Raw genomic sequence first — 22018 nt, forward strand, 5'->3', positions numbered from 1 at the left:
ACGATATCGTTCAAAAATAGAGCATTAGGTGTTCAGTATGCAAGCATCGTGCAATTTTAAATAGTAATTTTAAGTTATTACTTTGTATAAGGCGTAAGTGAGCTGTCCAGCGCGCTTTTCTTTTTCGAGCTGCCAGTTGTTTGGTAGGCAGCTCAGGGCGTTTTCACTCTCTTTTTCGATGTAAATATAACCATTGGGTTTGAGCCATCCTTCAGAAATCATAGGAATGATTTTTTCGAGCAGCCCTTTTCTAAATGGAGGGTCTAAGAAAATGACATCGAAGGCTGTTGGTGGGGTGTTAAGGTAAGCCATTGCATCTCTGTTAATCACACTTCCATTGCTGGCTTTTAACGTTGTTAGGTTATGGGTGATCTGCTGTGCAACGGCTCGGTTAAGTTCTACAAACGTGCATTCTTTTGCACCACGAGAGAGCGCCTCCAATCCCAGTGCACCAGACCCAGCAAACAGATCCAAACAGCTCGCCCCAGGAATATCGAAGTTTAACCAGTTAAAAACCGTTTCGCGCACGCGGTCAGTGGTGGGACGTAATCCGTCTAAATCTAAAATGGGTAACTGGCGAGAACGCCAATCACCACCAATGATGCGCAGTTTTGATTGGCCTTTAGTGTTATTGGCCTTAGTAGGTTTTCTCATAGCTTTATTAGAACTTCTTGACGAGATGATGGAATCAACAGCTGTTCGAGGTGCTGTCGGTATTGCTCTATTGTAAAAGAGTTCGCGGCTTCACTGTAGTGCTGAGCAAAATCATTCAGCGATAAGGGGGATTTCGGCATCGCGACACTGGTCGCAATTGCACGCCACCAATCTGGATTTTGGCTAAGAGCGGGTAATTGCTGTAGAAGCTGATCTTTCAGCGCGTTAAACGCCGCTTGCTCTTGATAGCTCGGTAACTGGTCAGGTGCAATCCAGCTTGTATGCGATTGAGACGATGCTGGGTCGGCTAACAATACAGACTGAGGTGTTTCTATTTGCCAATTCACGAAGGCTTGTGGCGACTCTAAGTGCAGCTGCCATTGTCCTGCTTGGCTGTTAAAACGTTTCTTCTGTGCTTGTAAGCTGTCTTTTGCCCAGACTTGAAGCGTGAGCCAATCCGTAACAGAGGTGATTGGGGCAATTCCTAGTGCGCCATACACGGCACTGAGTGATTGATCACCAATCTCAGACGATGACGGTGCTGTAGCAAGCTGCCTATCACTGTTTGCAGAACCTTGTTGCATGGATTGTGTGAGAGCATTGAGCCCTTGCTGTAAGGGTTCAATGGTATTGTCGTTCAGCGCTCCAGTGATGACGATGTGAGATACCTGCTGTTTGATTAAACCAAAGTGTTGCGTTAGTTGCTTTACGGTGATTTGTTGTACAGACGAGGGCGTCGCTAGTGCGGAGTTAGGAAAAAGTTGCAGCATCAATTGCTGCTGACCAATATCGTTACGCTGGTGCCGTTGCCAACTTTGTAATGCGGCCTCTTTAAATTGCGTTTTGTTTAGCCATGCGCTGAGCACATTTAAGGTCGCTGTAAGAAACTGCGGTCGATTGCTGAGTGAGACGCTAATCTGCTGTTGGCTTACGGAATATCGTGTTTCTGCCGCGGCTGCAATGGGGGTTAAGCGCTGATTAATCGTCGCCGTGCTCAGTGGCAGTGTTGGGCCTGTGAGCAAAGACAGGGTGGCGGCCGTGAGCTGAGGTGATTGCGCATTACTATTAAACACAATGGCAAGTGATAGCTTATCACTGCCTTCCCAGTCATCTTGCGTAAGCCAATACACAGGAATACCGGATGCGGTTTGCCACGTTTCGATGTTAGGTGTCGCAAGGTTAACACGCGTACTGGTTAAATTTAGCAGCCAAACAGCAAGAGTGGTGACTACTATAATGACGGCTAATACGGGACGACTAAATAACGGCTTATCGCGTTTAAACATAGAATTGTCGCTTGAAGAATGAGATAGAGTACATTTTTCCACGAAAGTGGGGCTTTTTGCTAATAGGAATGATGCTAAAATCACCGTTTTTAACGCTACTACGCCTTGGTTTGCTCGGCGTCGCGATTCAATTACCCATCCATTGGGATCAATCTAGAGAGATGTGAATGGAATTTGTAGATCAGATAATCGCTTATTTAACACCATATTTTGGTGAATACGCTCGCTTCGCGCCGATTGCTATCGGTGTGGTATTGGCCATCTTTGCTTTCATCATTAAACGTTCTGTTATGAAAAGCATGGATGCCGACATTAAAGCGGCGAAACAAAAGCCGCTAGACACGTCTGCCGAGCCACAACCTGAGTCGTCCGAACCTGAAGGCATTAGTGAGCCAATTGTCGAGGCCGAGACAAAAGCGGCTACGGAAACAAAAGATGAGAAGCCTGCGGTTGTTGTGGCTGCGCCGGAAGAGTCTGCTCCTGATGCCGTTGCTCAACCCGAACCGGCTCCGACTCCAGCACCGGCGCTTTCTTGGTCCCAGCGAATTAAAGCTGGGTTGGCGCGTACTCGTGGTGGCTTTGGCTTGTCTTCTCTTCTCATGGGCAGTAAAAAAGTCGATGACGATTTAATCGAAGAGCTGGAAACGCAATTATTAATGGCGGATGTCGGGGTGGCGGCTACACAGTCATTAATTGACTCCTTAAATGCCAAGCTGAGCCGTAAAGAGCTGAAAGACACCGATGCTCTCATGCGCACCTTAAAAGGTGAGTTGCAGGACATCTTAGTGAACTCCGAAAAACCGTTAGTACCCGAACACAAAGACGGCCCATTTGTTATCTTAATGGTAGGCGTTAATGGCGTGGGTAAAACGACGACCATTGGTAAGTTGGCGAAGAAGTATCAAGCCGAAGGCAAGAGTGTGATGTTGGCCGCGGGTGATACCTTCCGCGCGGCCGCCGTTGAGCAACTTCAAGTATGGGGCGATCGCAATAATGTCCCTGTGGTCGCACAGCATACGGGCGCGGATTCAGCCTCTGTGATTTACGACGCCATCGAATCTGCCAAATCCCGCGGTGTCGATATTGTTATTGCAGATACAGCAGGCCGATTGCAGAACAAAGCGAACTTGATGAGCGAGCTTGAAAAAGTGGTTCGTGTCATGAAGAAGCTCGATGTGGCGGCGCCACATGAAGTGATGTTGGTACTCGACGCGGGGACCGGTCAAAATGCGTTAAGCCAAGCAAAGTTGTTTACCGAAGCCGTCGGTGTGTCCGGTATTACGTTGACAAAATTAGATGGTACCGCGAAAGGCGGCATCATCTTCGCGATTGCAAAGCAGTTCAGTTTGCCTATTCGATACATTGGTGTGGGCGAGCAAGCAGACGATTTACGTCCGTTTAAGTCTCAAGAATTTGTTGACGCTTTATTTGAGAGTGAGTAACAGTTAGATTAAACCAGTCAACAACAGGGGATGTCTGCGTGGAAATTGAGTTTCAGCGAGTAGGGAAAAAATATGAGAGCGGTCATGATGCTTTGTCGCAGGTGAGTTTTCACCTACGACAAGGGGAGATGGCCTTTCTCACAGGCCATTCAGGGGCCGGTAAAAGTACCTTGATGAAACTCATTATGATGATTGAACGTCAAACTACTGGAACTATTTTAGTCGATGGCGTCGATCTTCGTACGTTAGGTAAACATGCGATTCCTTACCACCGCCGCCGTGTCGGTGTGGTATTCCAAAATCACCAACTTTTGTTTGATCGTAGCGTGTTTCACAATGTGGCTTTACCGTTGCAAGTGAGCGGAGCGGATGACGGTCAAACAGGCAAGCGCGTACGCGCGGCATTGGATAAAGTGGGGCTGTTGGGCAAAGAAAAACTCAACCCGATGGCGTTGTCTGGTGGTGAGCAGCAGCGTATCGGCATTGCGCGTGCGGTGGTTAACAAACCTCAATTGCTGCTGGCCGACGAACCAACAGGTAATCTAGACCCCCGGTTGTCTGCTGAAATTATGAACTTATTCCAAGAGTTTAATCGAGTTGGTGTGACGGTTATGGTGGCGAGCCATGACTTGGCGCTGGTGGCGCGCATGCGTCATCGTGTATTGACGTTAAATCAAGGCCGAATGGTCAATGATGGAGGGTTTGCTTAAATGGCAAGACCTCCTCAACAGCGCTCTGCTGCACAGCGTGGCGCGACTCGTCAGGCACATTCAGCAAAGCAAAAGCCTGCTTGGCGTGCCCAAGGGTTTGATTTCAAATTGTACCTACGTCAGCATCAAGCCTTCCTTATTGAAAGTTTGACTCGGCTGCTAGGTCATCCTCTTGCCAGCGCTATGACAATTATGGTCATTGCGATCTCGCTATCTTTGCCAGGCGGGTTATTTGTTTTATTGAAAAACGTGCAATCGGTGACTGACCGTTGGGAGCAGCAGTCGGTTATTTCGCTGTATTTGTTTTCTCAGTTAGAGGACACCGAAGCGCTTTCGTTGTCTCATCAATTGTCGAGCCGAGCCGATGTATTGTCAGTCGAGTACATTTCTAAAGAAGAAGGCCTACGCTACTTCGAGCAGTCCAGCGGTTATGAGCAGATCATGTCTACGTTGCCTGAAAACCCGTTGCCGATCGTTTTAAAAGTCATCCCCAAAGCGATTGTTGATCTCAATACCCTACCGGACTTACAAGCACTACGAGACCATTTACAAAGTCTGCCGCAAGTTGAATATGCGCAGTTAGATGCAGAGTGGTTGCAGCGTCTTGCGACGATGATCAGTTTTGGTGAGCGCTTTGTATACGCCATTTCTGCTTTGCTGGTGATTGCAGTGTTGTTGATTGTTGGTAACACGATTCGTATGGCGGTTGAAAGTCGTCGTGATGAAGTGCTTGTCATGAAACTTGTAGGGGCAACGAACAGTTATATTCGTCGACCTTTCTTATACATGGGGTTCTGGTTTGGCGTGCTAGGCGGTTTATTCGCCTCAATCTGCATACTTATGTTGTCGTGGTGGGTGAGTTCGCCTGCTGAGCAATTGATTGAGCTTTATCACGCAGGTTTCGAGCTACAAAGTTTTAATGCAGTTGAAATTATAATGTGTTTAACTATCAGCGCAGTGATTGGCGTGTTCGGCTCTTGGGTCGCAGTAAGTCGCCATATCCGCGATATTGAGTTGCAGTAATTGAGGAAGAATCCCTCTCGTAATATTGACAAATTGAGGTCAATTCTCCACATTTACCGCACACACAGTGTGAATTTTGTTGCTAGTATTTGCTCATACTCAGTATGAACACGAAGAGGTAAAATAGAAATGGGTCAAGCTCTCCAGCCAATCGACATGATGACTCCAGGTCAAAATCTTGAGTCGTATGTTCAGGCCGTTAGTACCATTCCAATTTTGTCAGCGGATGAGGAACGCGAGTTAGCAGAACGTCTTTATTACCAAAGCGATTTAGAGGCTGCACGCTCGTTGGTTATGTCTCACCTGCGTTTTGTCGTACATATTGCTAAAAGTTACTCTGGATATGGCCTGAACCAAGGCGATTTAATCCAAGAAGGTAACGTTGGCTTAATGAAAGCGGTTAAGCGTTTCAATCCAGAAGTGGGCGTGCGCTTGGTATCTTTCGCCGTGCATTGGATTAAAGCCGAAATTCATGAATTCATTCTGAAGAACTGGCGTATTGTGAAAGTCGCGACGACTAAAGCACAACGCAAAATGTTCTTTAACTTACGCAGTGCTAAGAAAACACTCACGTGGTTAAGTAATTCTGAAGTTGAGTCGGTTGCCAGCGATCTGGGTGTAACGCCAGAAGTTGTACGTCAAATGGAAGGGCGCATGAGCTCTTCTGATATGGCATTTGATGCCAGTGGTGATGACGATGATGACAGCTCATACCAAGCACCTGCTAACTATTTAGAAGATTCGAGCTACGATCCAGCGATGGTGCTTGAACATGGCAACTGGGAAGCCGACTCTAACCGTCGTCTTGAAAGTGCGATGCTAGAGCTTGATGACCGCAGTCGAGATATATTGATTAAGCGTTGGTTGAGTGAAAATAAATCTACCTTGCATGATCTTGCCGATGAATATTCGGTATCGGCTGAACGTATCCGTCAGCTTGAAAAGAATGCGATGAAAAAGATTCGATTAGCCATGGGCGAAGCACAGTTTCACTAAGCTTCTATCCCTAACTAACAACTAAAAAGCCCTTCATGTGAGGGCTTTTTAGTGTCTTGGAAAACTTAGCTCACTGCTAGCACTTTATATCCACTTGGCTAATTCTATTGTGTGGAAAGCGTCTTATGTATCAGTTTGGCTTGCGCTATGTCTCATGCTTCGACGCGTCAGCGCCTCCCTGATACATAAGACGCTTTCTATCTAGGAAGGTTAATGGTTTTAGCTAATGGCGTTGTTGAGAGATTACTGACTGCGTAATCGATTACCTGGTACAAACTGCCAGGTGCGGATGATTTCGAGTTGGTCCACTTCTTTTTTGAGTTCCGTAGGGAAGCTATCAAAGGGTTCTGCTAAGCGGACGGTTCGCATGGCGGCATCATCCAGCACGCGTATACCAGAGGACTGCAGTACCTCAATACTTTCGACATAACCATTCGGCATAATGGCGACTGCTAGGCGCAGCTGGCCATAAAGATGGTTTTGTTTGGCTTCGGAGGGGTAGTGGATATTACCGATTCGCTCGATTTTTCGGCGCCAGTCATCGAGGTATTTGGCATCAATGGCGGATTTTGCGGACACTGAGGTGAGGCGTCGAATACGTGGGCGTTTGGCATAGGATTGACGTTGTTGATCAAGTAGCGCTTCGAGTGTTGCGATATCGCTCGACAGTCTACTCGGCACTTGAGTCTTGCCCAGAAACTGCTCTTCCAGGGTTTTGTTCTGTTGTTCTGGGTCGTCCAGTACCCGAAAGACATCACTCTGATTGCGACTGGCGATGAGTTGCGGGTCTTTGACGGGTTCTGCTGACGCCAATTCGGGTTGGACGGGAGGGGTGATGTCTTGAATCTCGTCTGACCGGAACTGAGCGGTTTCTGTAGTGGTTAGCTTCTGTTTGCGTAGCTCTGTGCCACTTGCCTGTTGATTGGCTTGGGCAATGAAATCGGCTTCCTTAGGCGCATCAGATTTGTGCTGAACCAGTGTTACTTCGAGCGCTTTCCTAGGAGCAGCTTGTCCCATGGAGAAATCAAAGTTCACCAGTGTAATTGCCATCAAGTGTAGGCTGATGGCAATAAACAGGGTGATTGAAAAGCGATCTGCGCTGCGCATAGCGAATTATCGAGCGTTTAAGCGCGCCTCAATGGCGTCCATAAGGGTCATGCCAATGTTCAATCCATATTGGTCGTCTAATTGGCGGACACAGGTTGGGCTGGTGACATTGATTTCCGTTAGATAGTCGCCGATGACGTCTAAACCGACGAACATTAGGTCTTTTTCTTTTAGCGTAGGAATGACTTGATCGCAGATCCAACGGTCTCGTTCACTGAGTTCACGCCCCTCACCACGACCGCCAACAGCTAGGTTTCCCCGTGTTTCACCCGCAGCTGGAATGCGAGCCAAAGCATAAGGAATAGGCTTGCCGTCGACGATAAGAATACGCTTGTCGCCTTGTTTTATTTCTGGAATGTATTTTTGGGCCATGATCTGTTCAGTCCCCAGACTCGTCAAGGTCTCGATGATCACTCCCACATTGGAGTCGTCTTCTTTAAGGCGGAAAATGGAGCTACCGCCCATGCCATCCAATGGTTTGAAAATCACGTCTTTATGCTTTTTATGGAACGCTTTGAGTAGATCACCACGGCGAGTAACGAGCACTTCAGGACAGCACTGCGGGAACTGTGTCGCGAACAGCTTTTCATTGCACTCTAAAAGAGATTTTGGGTTGTTGACCACTAGTGTACCGTCGCGCTGGGCTTGATCTAGAATCATGGTGCTGTGCATGAATGCACTGTCAAATGGCGGATCTTTGCGCATTAAAATAACATCCAGATCACCCAAAGCCATCATGCTCTCTTCACCGAGTTCATAGAAGTGATCAGGGTCTTTGAAAACGCTCAGCGGCTTAGTCATAGCAAAGGCACGACCATTGTCGAGAAAGAGGTCAGACTGCTCCATGTAATACAAAGACCAACCTTTATCGGCGGCTGCCCATAGCATGGCGAGAGAGGTATCTTTTTTGTAATTAATGGCTTGGATAGGATCCATTACGATGCCGAGTTTAATGGTCATGATGTACTTTTCCTGTTACAGCGCACAGGCCTATTGGGTCTATGGCAAAAGTTTTATATAGGGAAGAGTATAAGGACTCGGGACAGGAAAGATAAGGGTTGAGTGAGAAAATATCGGACAAGAAAAAGCGGCACAGCGAGGTGCTGTGCCGCTCAGTTTGTTTACCAACCGCCAGTGTTGTCGGTTGCATCGATAAAGATAACACCGTCATCGTTAACAGAGGTGTTGCCTTGTGGGAAATTGCTGCTATTTGGCGCGGCCGTATTATAACTCGGCTGGGCTGTTTGCGGCACTGGCACTACAGGTTGAGCTGTTCTAACAGGGGGTTGATAGCTGCTTTGAGTGGGAGCGTTGTATTGTGGTTGTACCGGTGCCTGATACTGCGGCTGAGTTGCTTGTGGCACTGGCGCTACAGGTTGAGGTGTCGGAGTCACAGGCTGAGCCATTTCAGCAGAGGCAGTTGTACGTTTTCTTGGTAGCGTCTCTTGTTCAAAACCAAGCTCTTTAGGTTGGTAAATACGTAAGGCGCGCATTAAATCCCCTTTCGCATTAAACAAACGGAAGACTGCATACAGTTCGTCATAGTCTGCATTCACATAATCTTGGCGTGCTTCAAATAGCTCGTTTTCACTGTCTAATACATCGAGTAGGGTGCGTCGACCAAGGTTAAACTGCTGTGCATAGGCCATTTGAGATTCTTTAGTGGCCGTGACATATTGCTGTAAGTATGACTTTGAACCTAACGTTGCTTCATAGGATGCCCAAGCGAGTCGGGCAGACAGTTCAGCTTCACGAACGGTATTACGTTGAATCTCAGAGGCTTGGGTATTCTGTTGGATAGCCGCTTTACGTGTGTGTTTATCAGCACCACCGTTGTAAAGGTTGTATGACAGCTGCAGCATGGCAGTCAGGTCTTCGTCGGCCCCTTTTCTGCCATCAATGTTGTCGTCAAAAGAGCGCTCAACGACAAGATTTAACTCAGGGTAGTAATTAGATTTAGTTGAGCTTAGGTAATGCTCGGTTGCAGCGACATCCCATTGCGCTGAGTCAATTGCTGGATTGTTCTTTAGCGCTTGATCCACGGCATCGGCTAAATTCGTCGGCAGCATTGAACGATCAGGTTCAGGATAGATCAGTTCTGCTGGCGGCATATCGCCCACGATGTTCTTATAATTTGCCTCAGAGGCACGAAGGTTGTCTAAAGCAGATAAGCGGTTTGCTTCGGCTTTGGCAAGACGAGCAGAGATTTGGCTAAAATCTGATTGACGGCCTACACCCGACTCACTTGCTGTACGAATTTGCTGATAAATTCGATTATGAGTATTTAAGTTGGTTTCAGCCAACTGGTACAGCTCACGGTTTCTTAAGACATCTGTGTAGGCTTGCGTGACTTCAAGCGCTTTATTTTCGACCTGAATAAGAGCGTTCCAACGATTAGCCTCGGCTTCTGCCTTCAATCGTTTTACATCATAGGTAGAATTGAACCCATTAAAAATAGGTTGGGTCAGCGTTAGCGCAAGCTCACGGCGCGTTAACGATACATCTTCCCCTGTTCCTTGGTAGTCGTAAGTCGTTTCATGACCAATGCCAGCATTCAAGTCAATAGAGGGTAAAAAGCCATTTCCCTTTGAAATTTCCGTTTCCTCTAAGCTCTCTCTGAATAGAGCGATGGCTTGGCGAACTTTTGGATTATTTTCAACTGCTGTGTAAGTAGCTTCTTCAAGAGTGATGCCCATTACAGGTAGGGCACAAAAAGAAGTAGCCAGTGCAATACCACTGACAATTAACTTTTTTCGAAACATGGGCGTCACCTAAAGTGTAAGACGTTAAAAATAGAAAACAATGTGTACATAATTTATCCAAATTCTAGATGGTTTTTGTACATCATTGGAGGCATATTTGTGTTACAGGTCGAATTCTAATGTTATGAAATGTAACCGCTATAGATCGCCCCAGAGTAAATTTAACGCCGTAAGGGCCACAATGGGCGCTGTTTCTGTGCGTAATACTCTAGGTCCTAAAGCGATAGCAGAAAAGCCTTGTTGTTCTGCAAGATCAACCTCAGCCTTTGAAAGGCCACCTTCTGGGCCGATTAGCAGGGCAATTTTCTGGTTGTCTGGTCGAGTGAGCTGATTCAAAGGGCGTGCACTATGGTGATGTAATGTCAGTTTTAACATTTCGTTACAATTGCTAACCCAATCTTGCAAATCAATAGGGAAACACACTTCTGGTACAATCCCTCGGCCTGATTGTTCTGCGGCACTGATGGCAACTTGCTGCCAATGCTGTACACGCTTTTCGAGTCGGGCATCGTTTAAGCGTACCTCGCAACGTTCACTGAATAACGGCTGTATTTTATAAACACCTGACTCAACGGCTTTCTGAATCGCATAGTCCATGCGTTCCCCGCGTGAGATGGATTGCCCTATAGTGACCAAGAGAGGGGATTCGTTGCTCAGAGCTTCAAATGTATCCACTGCCACTTGAGCGCTACGCTTTTGCACATTGAGCAGCTTAGCTTGGTATTGTCCGCCTTGACCATTAAATAAAACGATTGGGTGATTTTCCTTTAATCGCAGTACTTTGCAACAGTGCTGAAAAGCGCTATCAGGGAAGTCAAATGTGCTGTGTTCAGCCAGTGGTAGGTCGACGAAGATACGTGGAATTCGCATAAAATAAAAAGCCCTCTATTGAGAGGGCTTTTATAACGGAAATTGCGGTAATTATAAACCAGCAGCGTTACGTAATGTGTCAGCTTTGTCCGTGCGTTCCCATGTGAAGTTTTCTTCTTCACGACCAAAGTGGCCGTAAGCCGCTGTTGGTAGGTAGATCGGACGTTTAAGATCGAGCATCTTGATTAGGCCTGCTGGGCGCAGATCGAATTGTTCGCGTACTAGCTGAGAAATCAACTCGTCACTGACTTTGCCTGTACCAAAGGTGTTGATACTGATTGACGTGGGCTCGGCCACGCCAATAGCGTAAGACACTTGGATTTCGCACTTGTCAGCAAGACCTGCGGCAACAATGTTTTTCGCGACGTAACGACCTGCATAAGCGGCAGAACGGTCTACTTTCGAGGGATCCTTACCTGAGAATGCACCACCGCCGTGGCGCGCCATACCGCCGTAAGTATCAACGATGATCTTACGACCTGTTAGGCCACAGTCACCCACAGGGCCACCAATGATGAATTGGCCTGTTGGGTTAATAAAGAATTTAGTCTCTTTCGATAGCCATTCTTCAGGCAGAACAGGCTTGATGATTTCTTCCATCACTGCTTCACGTAAATCGGCTTGTTTTACATCGGCACTGTGCTGTGTAGAGAGTACCACCGCATCGATCGCGCATGGTTTGCCGTTTTCATCGTAGCGGAAGGTAACTTGGCTTTTGGCATCGGGGCGTAGGAATTCTAGCGTGCCGTTTTTGCGTACTTCGGCTTGGCGTTGAACCAAACGATGGGCGTATGTGATCGGAGCAGGCATTAAAACGTCAGTTTCATTGGTTGCGAAACCAAACATTAGACCTTGGTCTCCGGCGCCTAGTTCTTTCTCGTTGGCTTCGTCTACACCGACAGCGATATCAGCCGATTGTTTACCAATTGCGTTAAGGACTGCGCAGGATTCCCAGTCAAAGCCCATATCAGAGCTGTTGTAACCAATGTTACGGATAACGCCGCGGGCGATGTCTTCGATATCAACCCAAGCATTGGTGCGTACTTCACCAGCAACCAAGACCATGCCTGTTTTAACAAGCGTCTCACATGCAACACGTGCTTCTGGGTCTTCTTTGATGATGGCATCCAAGATCGCATCGGATACTTGGTCTGCAATTTTATCTGGATGACCTTCCGAAACAGATTCTGAGGTAAATAGAGAATATTCTGACATGTTTGTGCCTCTATAGATGTAAATTCTAGAGCGCCAAACAGGCATAAAAAAACCCGCTTAGCTGAAATGGTTTGCTAAACAGGCGTATCATGCTTCTGTTTAGCTGAATTTATATAGCGTCCGCAAGCCGAAACAAATCGACGCTGTGCTGCGGATAATGAACTAATGGCGACTAAAATTCAAGCAATTGTGCATTAAGGGTAGGGTGCTTTCGGTGCTTTTTTGCTATGCTATTGTCCATCTTTGTGCAATTTCATTTTCTTTGCTTAATTAGTAAGCAGATGCCGCCTGATGCCGTTGCAAGGCTTGGGCTTAGCGTGGAGAATGAAGCCGACATTTCGTACATTAACCAGGAGTGGATGATCAATGCCGTCTCGTAAACAACTTGCTAATGCTATACGCGTACTGAGTATGGACGCGGTTCAAAAAGCAAAATCTGGACACCCAGGCGCGCCAATGGGCATGGCTGATATTGCAGAAGTGCTTTGGAATGACTTTCTGAAACACAACCCAAGCAATTCTAGCTGGGTCGATCGTGACCGTTTTATTTTGTCAAACGGCCATGGTTCAATGTTGATCTATTCTCTGTTGCATCTTTCTGGCTATAACTTGCCAATGGAAGAGCTAAAGCAATTCCGTCAGCTACACTCGAAAACTCCTGGTCACCCTGAGTATGGCTACACTGATGGCGTTGAAACAACGACTGGCCCTTTGGGTGCAGGTATTAGTAATGCTGTGGGTATGGCCATCGCTGAGAAGACATTGGCAGCACAGTTTAACCGTGAAGGCCACACAGTAGTTGACCACAACACATACTGCTTCCTTGGTGACGGTTGTATGATGGAAGGTATTTCCCACGAAGCTTGTTCACTAGCGGGTACGCTTGGTCTAGGCAAATTGGTTGCATTCTGGGATGACAACGGTATCTCTATCGATGGTCATGTAGAAGGTTGGTTCACTGACGACACACCTAAGCGTTTCGAATCTTACGGTTGGCATGTGATTGCTGACGTAGACGGTCATGACCCTGAAGCGATTAAAGCCGCCATTGAAGCTGCGCAAGCAGAAACTTCTAAACCAACACTGATCTGCTGTAAAACCATCATTGGTTTTGGCTCACCAAATAAATCAGGTTCACATGACTGCCACGGTGCACCACTAGGTGATGACGAAATCGCTGCAGCCCGTGAGTTCCTAGGTTGGTCAGAAGCACCATTCGAGATTCCAGCAGACGTTTACGAAGGTTGGGATGCAAAATCAAAAGGTGCGGCAGCGCAATCTGAGTGGGAAGCGAAATTTGAAGCTTACCAAGCGGCTTACCCAGAACTAGCAGCTGAGTTTGACCGCCGTGTTGTTAAAGGTGAATTGCCAGCTGACTTCACAGAAAAAGCCGCGGCTTACATCAAAGAGTGCCAAAACAAGGGCGAGAACATTGCCAGCCGTAAAGCATCACAAAATGCGATCGGCACATTTGGAGCAATGCTTCCTGAATTGCTAGGCGGTTCTGCCGATTTGGCAGGCTCCAACCTAACGTTGTGGTCTGGTTCGAAAGGCATTCAAGAAGACCCAGCGGGTAACTACATTTACTACGGTGTACGCGAATTCGGTATGAGCGGCATTATGAATGGCGTATCGCTACACGGTGGCTTCATCAACTACGGCGCGACCTTCATGATGTTTATGGAATACGCACGTAACGCAGTACGTATGTCTGCACTGATGGGCATTCAAAACATCTTTGTTTACACCCATGACTCGATTGGTCAAGGGGAAGATGGTCCTACGCACCAGCCGGTTGAGCAACTTGCTAACCTACGTATGACACCAAATATGTCCGTATGGCGTCCTGCTGATGCGACGGAAACAGCGGTGGCATGGTCAGCGGGTATCCAACGTCGTACAGGCCCTACGGCACTTGTGTTCAGTCGCCAAGGTTTACCTGCGTTGTCTCGTACCGATGCGCAAGTGGCAGATATCGCGAAAGGTGGTTACGTGCTTTCTGACTGTGAAGGCACACCAGAGTTGATTTTGATTGCAACGGGTTCTGAAGTATCTCTAGCCATGGATTCTGCGCAAGCGCTGACTGAAAAAGGCACTAAGGTGCGCGTTGTCTCTATGCCGTCTACCGATGCGTTTGATGCGCAAGATAAAGCGTACCAAGAGTCTGTCCTACCAAGCAGTGTCACTAAGCGTGTAGCAATTGAAGCAGCACATGTTGACTACTGGTACAAATACGTTGGCTTTGGTGGTGCGATGGTTGGCATGCGTTCATTCGGCGAATCTGCACCGGGTGGCGATCTGTTGAAGTACTTCGGTTTCACTGTTGAAAATGTTGTTGAAACAGCAGAGAAACTGCTGAACGCCTAACGGCTTCGCAACGAAAGAGGAGCTTAGCGCTCCTCTTTTTTGTTGGATCAATGTGATAAGAGAACTATGTTGCGAATAGCAATTAATGGCTATGGCCGTATTGGTCGATCTGTTTTACGTGCGATTTATGAAAATGGTTACCAAGACCGTTTACACGTTGTCGCAATTAACGAGTTGTCAGATATTGAAACGATCAGTTATTTGACTCGTTACGATACGACTCATGGTCGCTTTCCGAAACCTGTTTCCGTTGAAGGTCAGAGTCTATTGATCGGTGAGGACGCGATTCGGTGTTTTAGTGCTATGTCTCCGGAAGAGCTGGATTGGGCGACTTTAAAAGTAGACCTAGTCTTGGAGTGTTCGGGTACGTTTACCGAACGAGATGAGATACAGCGCTTTATCGACGCGGGTGTGCCAAGAGTACTGTTATCTCAGCCGGCATCTGCCGATGTGGATGCGACGATTGTATTTGGGTTTAACCATGAAAGCAGTATGTCTGCGGATCAGACGATCGTCTCTGCGGCATCTTGTACGACAAACTGTGTTATCCCTGTGTTAGATACGTTACAAGAGTTGGCAGGTGTAGAGCATGGTGCAACGCAAACCATTCATTCCGCTATGAATGACCAACCTATTATAGACGCTTATCACACCAAAGATTTGCGACTAACGCGCTCAGCCATGAGCTCGATTATTCCTGTGAACACGGGGCTGGATCGCGGTATTGCGCGTTTGATGCCCGAATTAGAAGGTAAAATCAGCTCCAATGCGGTACGTGTACCGACGATTAATGTCTCGTTGATCGATATGGTGGTACGTACCAAGCAAGATGTGACAGCAGAACAAGTAAATACCGCCCTTCAAACCGCTGCTTCGTCTAAGTACGCGGGATTATTAGGTTACACTCAGGAAGCCCATGCGTCGGTAGACTTTAATCATGATCCGCGCTCCGTCATCATCGATGGTACACAAACCCAAGTGGTAGACGGTCGGCTGGTGAAGCTTCTGTGTTGGTTTGATAACGAATGGGGTTATGCGAATCGCATGCTGGATGTGGCGTGCTATTGGCAACAACAATTGGAAAACAGTGCTCAGCACTGATGATTTTAAAAACGACGAGGAATCGTGCATGACCGTAATTAAAATGACCGATTTGGATCTAGCGAACAAACGCGTATTGATTCGTGAAGACCTTAATGTGCCTGTGAAAGAAGGCAAAGTAACCAGTGATGCCCGTATTCGAGCTGCATTGCCAACATTAAAGTTGGCATTAGAGGCGGGTGCGAAAGTGATTGTGATGTCTCACCTTGGTCGTCCAACAGAAGGGGAGTACGAAGAGCAATACTCACTACAACCCGTTGCCGATCACCTTGCGGGTCTTTTGGGTCAAGATGTCCCTCTGGTAAAAGATTGGTTAGATGGCGTTGAGGTTGCCGCGGGTCAACTTGTGTTGGTTGAAAACGTGCGCTTTAACAAAGGCGAGAAAAAAGACGATGAGGCGCTTTCTAAGAAGATGGCTGCTTTATGTGATGTTTATGTCATGGATGCCTTTGGTACAGCTCACCGTGCTCAGGCATCAACACACGGCGTGGGTAAATTTGCTCCGATCGCTTGTGCTGGTCCATTATTGGCGGCCGAGCTTGAAGCCTTAGAGAAGGCGCTGGCGAAACCTGCTCGTCCAATGGCAGCGATTGTTGGCGGTTCAAAAGTATCGACTAAGCTAACGGTGCTCGAGTCATTGTCTGATAAAGTGGATCAGTTGATCGTCGGTGGCGGTATTGCTAATACGTTCTTGGCAGCAGCTGGTTTTCCTGTTGGCAAATCACTTTATGAAAAAGATTTGATTCCGCAAGCCAAAGCATTGATGGAAAAAGTGAACATTCCTTTGCCGGAAGACGTTATTGTCGCGACAGAGTTCTCCGCAGAGGCGACCGCGACGGTTAAAGACGCGAAGGATGTAGCTGAAGACGATATGATTTTAGATATCGGTCCGAAAGCTGCTTCTAAATTAGCGGGACTGCTAGAGAGTTCAAAAACGATCATCTGGAATGGGCCAGTTGGTGTATTTGAGTTTGATCAGTTTGGCGAAGGTACTAAAGCGTTATCGCTAGCCATTGCCAACAGTGATGGTTTCTCCATTGCAGGTGGCGGTGACACGCTAGCGGCAGTAGACAAGTATGAGATTGCAGACAAAGTGTCTTACATTTCAACGGGTGGTGGCGCTTTCCTTGAGTTTGTCGAAGGAAAAGTACTTCCAGCGGTTGCTATGTTGGAGTCACGCACGCAAAATTAGTGTAAAGCTACGTGCTTGCACTTGAATAAGACGGGGAATACCCTGCAGGATGAGGTGAGTCCTAGGACTTTCTCATCTTTTATAATTATAAACACTTAGAGAGTGACCAGTCTTTCATTAGACAGACTGACAATATAACGATAAGGCGAAACGCCACATGTGACACACATGCGCATGAATATAAAATCACACGGTGTCTCTTGATTGGATGCACTGTTTAGACACCAAAAACTTCATTGTCAGAGGAAACTTTTATGCCTTTAATAAGTATGCGTCAATTGCTGGATCATGCAGCAGAGCATGATTACGGCTTGCCTGCGTTTAACGTGAATAACATGGAGCAGGTCAAAGCGATCATGGAAGCAGCAGACGAGGTGAACTCACCTGTTATCATGCAAGCTTCTGCAGGCGCGCGTAAATACGCTGGCTCTCACTTCCTTCGCCACCTGATTGCAGCGGCGATTGAAGATTACCCACATATCCCGGTAGTCATGCACCAGGATCACGGTACGAGCCCAGCCATTTGTCAGCGTTCTATTCAGCTTGGTTTTTCATCGGTTATGATGGACGGCTCTTTAATGGCTGATGGTAAAACGCCTGCTAGCTACGAATACAACGTTGATGTGACGCGTCGTACCGTAGAGTTCGCTCATGCGTGTGGTGTGTCTGTAGAAGGTGAACTGGGTGTACTTGGTTCATTAGAAACAGGTCAAGCGGGTGAAGAAGATGGTGTCGGCGCAGAAGGTATTTTGTCGCACGACCAGATGCTGACGGACCCTCAAGAAGCGGTAGACTTCGTAAACGCAACGGGCATCGATGCGCTAGCAGTAGCGATTGGTACAAGCCATGGAGCGTACAAATTTACTCGTCCGCCAACTGGGGACATCTTAGACATCGAGCGTATTGCGAAGATTGTTGAGTTGCTGCCAAACACTCATATCGTATTGCACGGTTCTTCTTCAGTGCCGCAAGACTGGTTAGAAATCATCAACGAATTTGGTGGTGAAATTCCAGAGACATACGGTGTGCCTGTAGAAGAGATCGTAAAAGCGATCCGCTACGGTGTTCGTAAAGTCAACATCGATACCGACCTTCGCCTAGCCGCAACGGGTGCGATCCGTCGTAGTCTTGCTGAGCACAAAGGTAACTTTGATCCACGTAAATACTTAACAGAAAGCATCAAAGCGATGAAGGCTGTGTGTATTGATCGTTACGAAGCCTTTGGTTGTGCAGGCCAAGCGTCTCGTATTCAAACCATCGACCTTGAAGAAATGGCGATTCGTTACGAGCACGGCGAATACGCTAACGGTCGTCGTTTCTAAATAAGGTTTTGTTTGACGAGCATTTTTTTAAAAGTTTTTAAAAAAAGTGTTGACCATGAAAATGGTTTCTCTATAATGCTCGCCATTCCTTGCGGGAGTGGTGGAATTGGTAGACACGCTGGATTTAGGTTCCAGTGCTTCACGGCGTGAGAGTTCGAGTCTCTCCTTCCGCACCATATTTTAAAAAGCCGAGTTACTTTGTAACTCGGCTTTTTTTATGCCTTTTTTACGCGTTTGTATTTCATTCAAAGTGGTTCTCGTTAGAATGTCTTTAACCATTTAAAGACCAACGAAGCCTATGCGTCAGCTACGATTTTTCTTCATCTGCTTAACGATTACTCTTTTATCTCAAGGGGTAAGTGCGTACACGTTTGGCCAGTCCTCGTTCAGTTTGAAGCGCTTTTTAGACGCTAACCCTAGTCAGATCCCCCTCATTGAGCAATTGTCGGTGCGTGTTCGCTCGCAACCTGCTCCTTTATTAGCGACTCATCCTGATACTCAGAAAATCGCCGTCATACTGCACAGTGATCCATCCATTGCATTTAATCGAGCGTGGATGATGACGTTTAAGCAGCGTATGAAAGAGCTTAGCATTGATTTTCGGCTAGATGTGTTCCATATAGACCGTCGTGACGGTATCGACTCTACCTTGAATACCTTCCAGAAGATTGAGGCGGCTAATTTTGATTATATGATTGTTGACCGAGTTGATGATCATAATCGGCCCTTATTAGAACGGATACTTAAAGCTGGGGAAACAGAAGTGCTAATAAGGGGGGTTATTGCACCATTTTCATCGTGGCATATGCATCCGCCGCTGCTGTATATAGGTATTGATCGGGCCAAAATGATGCAAAGCTTGGCAAGCTATTTGGTCCGTATGCTTGATGAAGGCACGCTGATTGATACATTATCGGTTGATGACCCTTATAAAAATGAAACTGGCTGTCAGATTTTTCTAAATGAACTCTATCGGGAAGGCTATCAAGTACGCCATCGTTATCAATTGAAAGACAATGCTCAAGCAGCTCAACGTGTTGCGCTGCAAATTGTGAAAGAGAGTCAAGCGTTAGGATCGTCGCATTTTATTTTCTCTTGCACGCCGAACCTTAGCGAAGGTGTTGTGCGAGCTTTAAGTCGTCAGCAACAGGTGTTGGTAAGTACTAATGCTTGGCTAGGCCTGAAAGACTGGGAGGACGCCTACAAGCAAGGGATTATTATGGTTACAGTTGTTGGAGATTTGGATTATAGGGCTATAGCCGCAGCGGAAGCGATCAAAGCAGACATTGAATCTCGTCTTTTACCCGCTGTATATATGGAATCTTTTAGTTTATTGGTACAAGACATGGATGAGCAGACCCGTAACATTCTTTTGCAACAAGCACTCCCTTACTCGATGTCGTTATGGCCACGATAAGCCTGCGTAAGCGCTTTTCTCGTAAAGTGCTCATTCCTTTTATACTTGGAGCGCTTGTTTTGTGCTCGGCCGTTTGGGTAATGGATTACTATACCCAGCGAGGCCATTCATTGGCATCATTGCATCAACGTACACAAACACTCAGCATGAGTTTTTCGGCGTACTTGGATCGCGCCAATTTTGAAGTTAAGTATTTGTCTGAGCAAGTGAATGATGGAGAAACCATCGATGGCCTGTTTCAGCTTCATGATGTGTTGTTCTTTGGCGGCTTGGATTTTTTCTACGTAGTCTTAGAGAATGGCCAAGTAATGGAGGATCCTAGAGTTAGGCTGTATACACAAGACACGCCTGATAGCCTTATTCAAGGCGCTCAAATAAACGCTTGGCGGCATGTGTCTTCCAGTGACCGAGGTGAAATGCTAGTGTTCAAAAAGTCCCTTGGGAGCAACAGTGTTGGGCAGAGCCAGGGGTTCTTCTACGGTTTCATTTCACTTAATAATAACTTAGCACTGGCGAGTGACCTAATTACCAGCGCAGATGCAGACTTCATACGTATTAAAGACCTAGTGGGCAATGTATTACTGGTAGAGAAGCAAAGAAGCTTCTCTGATGATATACCTTACATTACTCACGATAGCATTCTCTCTATTCCAGAGTTAGAAGATAACCTCACGGTAGAATTGCGCTTTGCTCGACCCCTTACTGAGTCGTTTAGTGGCGTGGTCATGATTGGCTGTGCAGTGGTCTTAATATGCTTCTTGTTAATGTATTGGTTGATACAGTTTTATGCGCAGAGGGTCATGTTTGTGCCGATAACGGGTCTGCCTGCATTGGGTCGGGAGGGCGCAATGGATTTTTTAGAGTTCCAGCCGCTGCTCGCTCAAATGAACCGCTTCCAAGTGCAGCTCAAAGTGCGTGAGCAGCATTTAGAGTTGTTGTCTAACTCTCTACAATCCGCCATTTTATTTTGTGATGAGTCTTCGCGCGTTACGAATATGAATAAAGAAGCGAAGGGGCTATTTCCTAGTTATCAGTTTGCTAGCACGGTCTTTGATATGACACCTATCGCTTGTCATCAGCCAATTCAGCGTGCGTTAAAAGGTGAGTATGGTGGTGGATTCGAATTAGAGTTCCCTGAATCCGATAGAGTATACGATTTTAATACGTACTCTTTTATCAATGAGCATGGTTTTCGTAGTGTGATGTTGGTGGGTCGAGATGTGAGTGAGATTCGTCGCTTACGTTGGCACCTAACGCATCGTTTCCCGCAGCATACATTAGACCGACCTCATCCGCCGTCACAGTTAATATTGCAAGAACTGGCGAGTTGTAAAGATCATTTAGAAACGTCACCACAATCGACGGTGCGTTGGTTGAATGTCATAGGAGATTTGCTAACGAAGATTAGCCATCTTGATAGTGCAGCTTCGAAAAAAATGCCACTTGGAGAGCTTGTTGTGCAGTTACAAGATGAATTGGATCTAAGTCTTGTACCCAGTTCAAAACAGCAGGACTTCAGTGTCGAGCTCTCGTTAAGTGATGCACAACTCGTTGCGGAATGGACACAAGATCACCGATCAATGCTAATGGTGGCGTTTCTGTTATGTATCAACAGTTCGATATCCGGCCGATACATCCATATCGGTTGGGAGAAGAACAGTTTAGTGATTAAGTTGTATGGGCTCGAAGATATGACGCCTGCTTTGCAGTGGTTGAGTCACGAATATCCTAAATTGGTGAAAGGCCGCGTGGATGCATCCGATGCGAGCCGTTTTGTGATGATGGCGACGCTTATGCCTGAAGCTCAGCATGATCGTTCACTTAATGTCATTGGTAAGCATGCTGTTTTGGTGAAAAATGATTATACCGAGAGCAATCGATTACTCGAACTATTAAAGTCGATAGGAATGCGTATTGAGGTGTATTCATCGTTTGCAGAGTTCTTCGGTGCGGGCATGCCGTATCGCACAAAATACGATGTGATGTTTGTCGGCGTGGGTGATATAGAATTAGCTAAAAGTGGTGTTGATAAGTTATTGACGTCAAGTCGAAGCCAAGCGTTACCTGTTATTCATGTAGGCAATCATCGCTCTGATGAGCTGCCTGGTGAAACTATGTTGGCACATCAATTAATGCCGTTTCGTTTAGCCTCAATGGTGGTTGCTTTAGGGGCCGCGTCCAAAATCAGCTTGGGCGATTGGGCCACCCACGCAACCAACTTCATTATCACTGGCGGTACGCATATTAGCCAAGTGATTTGGCAGTCTGAGCTAAACGCTAGCGGGTTCGTGGCGCGTCGAGAAGTCGATATTATTAATCTAATGTCAGTGCTCAGACATCATAGTCCAGTCGTGGTTGTGGTATTAGACAAAGCAACGGCGCAGTTAGCGATGAAATACCATTTGGAGCACCTAGGGAATACTAAATGGATCGTGCTGGAAGACTTTTTAGATCGACCTGATACAATGCGTTTTATTGATGTTGAAGGACGGCTTCCGAACGATGGTGCGCTTGAAGCTCTACTGCAAAATTTAAATGTTAAAGGCGAATGAAT

The 22018-nt window shown here is 46.8% G+C and carries 17 protein-coding genes and 1 tRNA gene; 11 read left to right on the top strand and 7 right to left on the bottom strand.

Annotated features, from left to right (window positions below):
- Window positions 1-69: 69 nt before the first annotated feature.
- On the bottom strand, window positions 70-654 hold the full coding sequence (gene rsmD, locus AYW76_RS14640; RefSeq protein ID WP_067222292.1) for a 16S rRNA (guanine(966)-N(2))-methyltransferase RsmD: 585 nt from the start codon (window positions 652-654) through the stop codon (window positions 70-72).
- Window positions 651-1940 carry a peptidase M16 family protein gene (locus AYW76_RS14645; protein WP_067222294.1) on the bottom strand — a complete coding sequence of 430 codons (1290 nt, stop codon included), beginning with the start codon at window positions 1938-1940 and terminating at the stop codon, window positions 651-653. Before AYW76_RS14645 ends, rsmD begins: the two co-directional genes overlap by 4 nt.
- Window positions 1941-2107: 167 nt before the next feature.
- On the opposite strand from AYW76_RS14645, the gene ftsY reads away from it, so the two are divergent.
- From ftsY to rpoH, 4 genes are all read left to right on the top strand, one after another.
- A complete protein-coding gene (gene ftsY, locus AYW76_RS14650) occupies window positions 2108-3382 on the top strand; it encodes a signal recognition particle-docking protein FtsY (RefSeq protein ID WP_067222296.1) in 1275 nt (424 codons plus the stop codon).
- A 38-nt stretch (window positions 3383-3420) separates the two neighbouring features.
- Window positions 3421-4092 carry a cell division ATP-binding protein FtsE gene (gene ftsE, locus AYW76_RS14655; protein WP_067222299.1) on the top strand — a complete coding sequence of 224 codons (672 nt, stop codon included), beginning with the start codon at window positions 3421-3423 and terminating at the stop codon, window positions 4090-4092.
- Window positions 4093-5115, top strand: coding sequence for a permease-like cell division protein FtsX (ftsX, locus tag AYW76_RS14660; RefSeq protein WP_067033916.1), 1023 nt, complete (start codon window positions 4093-4095; stop codon window positions 5113-5115). It begins immediately after the preceding gene.
- Between the two features lie 129 nt (window positions 5116-5244).
- Entirely contained in the window at window positions 5245-6111 is an 867-nt protein-coding gene (gene rpoH / locus AYW76_RS14665; RefSeq protein ID WP_067222301.1) for an RNA polymerase sigma factor RpoH, read from the top strand.
- A 243-nt stretch (window positions 6112-6354) separates the two neighbouring features.
- Here rpoH and AYW76_RS14670 read toward each other — a convergent pair whose 3' ends face one another.
- The 5 genes from AYW76_RS14670 to metK all read right to left on the bottom strand — a co-directional run bounded on the left by AYW76_RS14670 (window position 6355) and on the right by metK (window position 12065).
- Window positions 6355-7218 (bottom strand): energy transducer TonB, encoded by an 864-nt coding sequence (locus AYW76_RS14670; protein WP_067222304.1) that lies wholly within the window; start codon window positions 7216-7218, stop codon window positions 6355-6357.
- Window positions 7219-7224: 6 nt separating this feature from the next.
- Entirely contained in the window at window positions 7225-8178 is a 954-nt protein-coding gene (gene gshB, locus AYW76_RS14675) for a glutathione synthase (protein ID WP_067222306.1), read from the bottom strand.
- 161 nt (window positions 8179-8339) lie between these two features.
- Window positions 8340-9980: a TolC family outer membrane protein gene (locus tag AYW76_RS14680; RefSeq protein ID WP_067222309.1), complete on the bottom strand. Its 1641-nt coding sequence runs from the start codon at window positions 9978-9980 to the stop codon at window positions 8340-8342.
- A gap of 138 nt (window positions 9981-10118) precedes the next feature.
- Window positions 10119-10850: a 16S rRNA (uracil(1498)-N(3))-methyltransferase gene (locus AYW76_RS14685; RefSeq protein ID WP_067222311.1), complete on the bottom strand. Its 732-nt coding sequence runs from the start codon at window positions 10848-10850 to the stop codon at window positions 10119-10121.
- Window positions 10851-10901: 51 nt separating this feature from the next.
- Entirely contained in the window at window positions 10902-12065 is a 1164-nt protein-coding gene (metK, locus tag AYW76_RS14690) for a methionine adenosyltransferase (protein WP_067033894.1), read from the bottom strand.
- Between the two features lie 366 nt (window positions 12066-12431).
- Between metK and tkt the strand changes: the two genes are divergently transcribed.
- The 7 genes from tkt to AYW76_RS14725 all read left to right on the top strand — a co-directional run bounded on the left by tkt (window position 12432) and on the right by AYW76_RS14725 (window position 22016).
- Entirely contained in the window at window positions 12432-14432 is a 2001-nt protein-coding gene (gene tkt, locus AYW76_RS14695; RefSeq protein WP_067222314.1) for a transketolase, read from the top strand.
- Window positions 14433-14498: 66 nt separating this feature from the next.
- Window positions 14499-15533, top strand: a complete 1035-nt coding sequence (locus AYW76_RS14700) for a type I glyceraldehyde-3-phosphate dehydrogenase (protein WP_067033888.1) — start codon at window positions 14499-14501, stop codon at window positions 15531-15533.
- A 28-nt stretch (window positions 15534-15561) separates the two neighbouring features.
- Complete coding sequence (locus tag AYW76_RS14705; protein WP_067222316.1) at window positions 15562-16725, top strand: phosphoglycerate kinase; 1164 nt, start codon at window positions 15562-15564, stop codon at window positions 16723-16725.
- Window positions 16726-16979: 254 nt separating this feature from the next.
- Window positions 16980-18047: a class II fructose-bisphosphate aldolase gene (gene fba, locus AYW76_RS14710; RefSeq protein ID WP_067033883.1), complete on the top strand. Its 1068-nt coding sequence runs from the start codon at window positions 16980-16982 to the stop codon at window positions 18045-18047.
- Between the two features lie 91 nt (window positions 18048-18138).
- A tRNA-Leu gene (locus AYW76_RS14715) sits at window positions 18139-18223 on the top strand.
- 122 nt (window positions 18224-18345) lie between these two features.
- Window positions 18346-19464: a type 1 periplasmic-binding domain-containing protein gene (locus AYW76_RS14720; RefSeq protein ID WP_067222319.1), complete on the top strand. Its 1119-nt coding sequence runs from the start codon at window positions 18346-18348 to the stop codon at window positions 19462-19464.
- Window positions 19452-22016, top strand: coding sequence for a nitrogen regulation protein NR(II) (locus AYW76_RS14725; RefSeq protein ID WP_156489088.1), 2565 nt, complete (start codon window positions 19452-19454; stop codon window positions 22014-22016). Before AYW76_RS14720 ends, AYW76_RS14725 begins: the two co-directional genes overlap by 13 nt.
- Window positions 22017-22018: the final 2 nt, after the last annotated feature.

Source organism: Marinomonas gallaica (genome assembly GCF_001639745.1).
GTDB classification, from domain to species: Bacteria; Pseudomonadota; Gammaproteobacteria; order Pseudomonadales; family Marinomonadaceae; genus Marinomonas; species Marinomonas gallaica.

Excerpts from the sequence above, each read along its gene's own strand:
- rsmD (WP_067222292.1), bottom strand. The coding sequence starts at position 654 with ATGAGAAAACCTACTAAGGCCAATAACACTAAAGGCCAATCAAAACTG.
- AYW76_RS14645 (WP_067222294.1), bottom strand. The coding sequence starts at position 1,940 with ATGTTTAAACGCGATAAGCCGTTATTTAGTCGTCCCGTATTAGCCGTC.
- ftsY (WP_067222296.1), top strand. The coding sequence starts at position 2,108 with ATGGAATTTGTAGATCAGATAATCGCTTATTTAACACCATATTTTGGT.
- ftsX (WP_067033916.1), top strand. The coding sequence starts at position 4,093 with ATGGCAAGACCTCCTCAACAGCGCTCTGCTGCACAGCGTGGCGCGACT.
- rpoH (WP_067222301.1), top strand. The coding sequence starts at position 5,245 with ATGGGTCAAGCTCTCCAGCCAATCGACATGATGACTCCAGGTCAAAAT.
- AYW76_RS14670 (WP_067222304.1), bottom strand. The coding sequence starts at position 7,218 with ATGCGCAGCGCAGATCGCTTTTCAATCACCCTGTTTATTGCCATCAGC.
- gshB (WP_067222306.1), bottom strand. The coding sequence starts at position 8,178 with ATGACCATTAAACTCGGCATCGTAATGGATCCTATCCAAGCCATTAAT.
- AYW76_RS14680 (WP_067222309.1), bottom strand. The coding sequence starts at position 9,980 with ATGTTTCGAAAAAAGTTAATTGTCAGTGGTATTGCACTGGCTACTTCT.
- AYW76_RS14685 (WP_067222311.1), bottom strand. The coding sequence starts at position 10,850 with ATGCGAATTCCACGTATCTTCGTCGACCTACCACTGGCTGAACACAGC.
- metK (WP_067033894.1), bottom strand. The coding sequence starts at position 12,065 with ATGTCAGAATATTCTCTATTTACCTCAGAATCTGTTTCGGAAGGTCAT.
- tkt (WP_067222314.1), top strand. The coding sequence starts at position 12,432 with ATGCCGTCTCGTAAACAACTTGCTAATGCTATACGCGTACTGAGTATG.
- AYW76_RS14700 (WP_067033888.1), top strand. The coding sequence starts at position 14,499 with ATGTTGCGAATAGCAATTAATGGCTATGGCCGTATTGGTCGATCTGTT.
- AYW76_RS14705 (WP_067222316.1), top strand. The coding sequence starts at position 15,562 with ATGACCGTAATTAAAATGACCGATTTGGATCTAGCGAACAAACGCGTA.
- fba (WP_067033883.1), top strand. The coding sequence starts at position 16,980 with ATGCCTTTAATAAGTATGCGTCAATTGCTGGATCATGCAGCAGAGCAT.
- AYW76_RS14720 (WP_067222319.1), top strand. The coding sequence starts at position 18,346 with ATGCGTCAGCTACGATTTTTCTTCATCTGCTTAACGATTACTCTTTTA.
- AYW76_RS14725 (WP_156489088.1), top strand. The coding sequence starts at position 19,452 with ATGGCCACGATAAGCCTGCGTAAGCGCTTTTCTCGTAAAGTGCTCATT.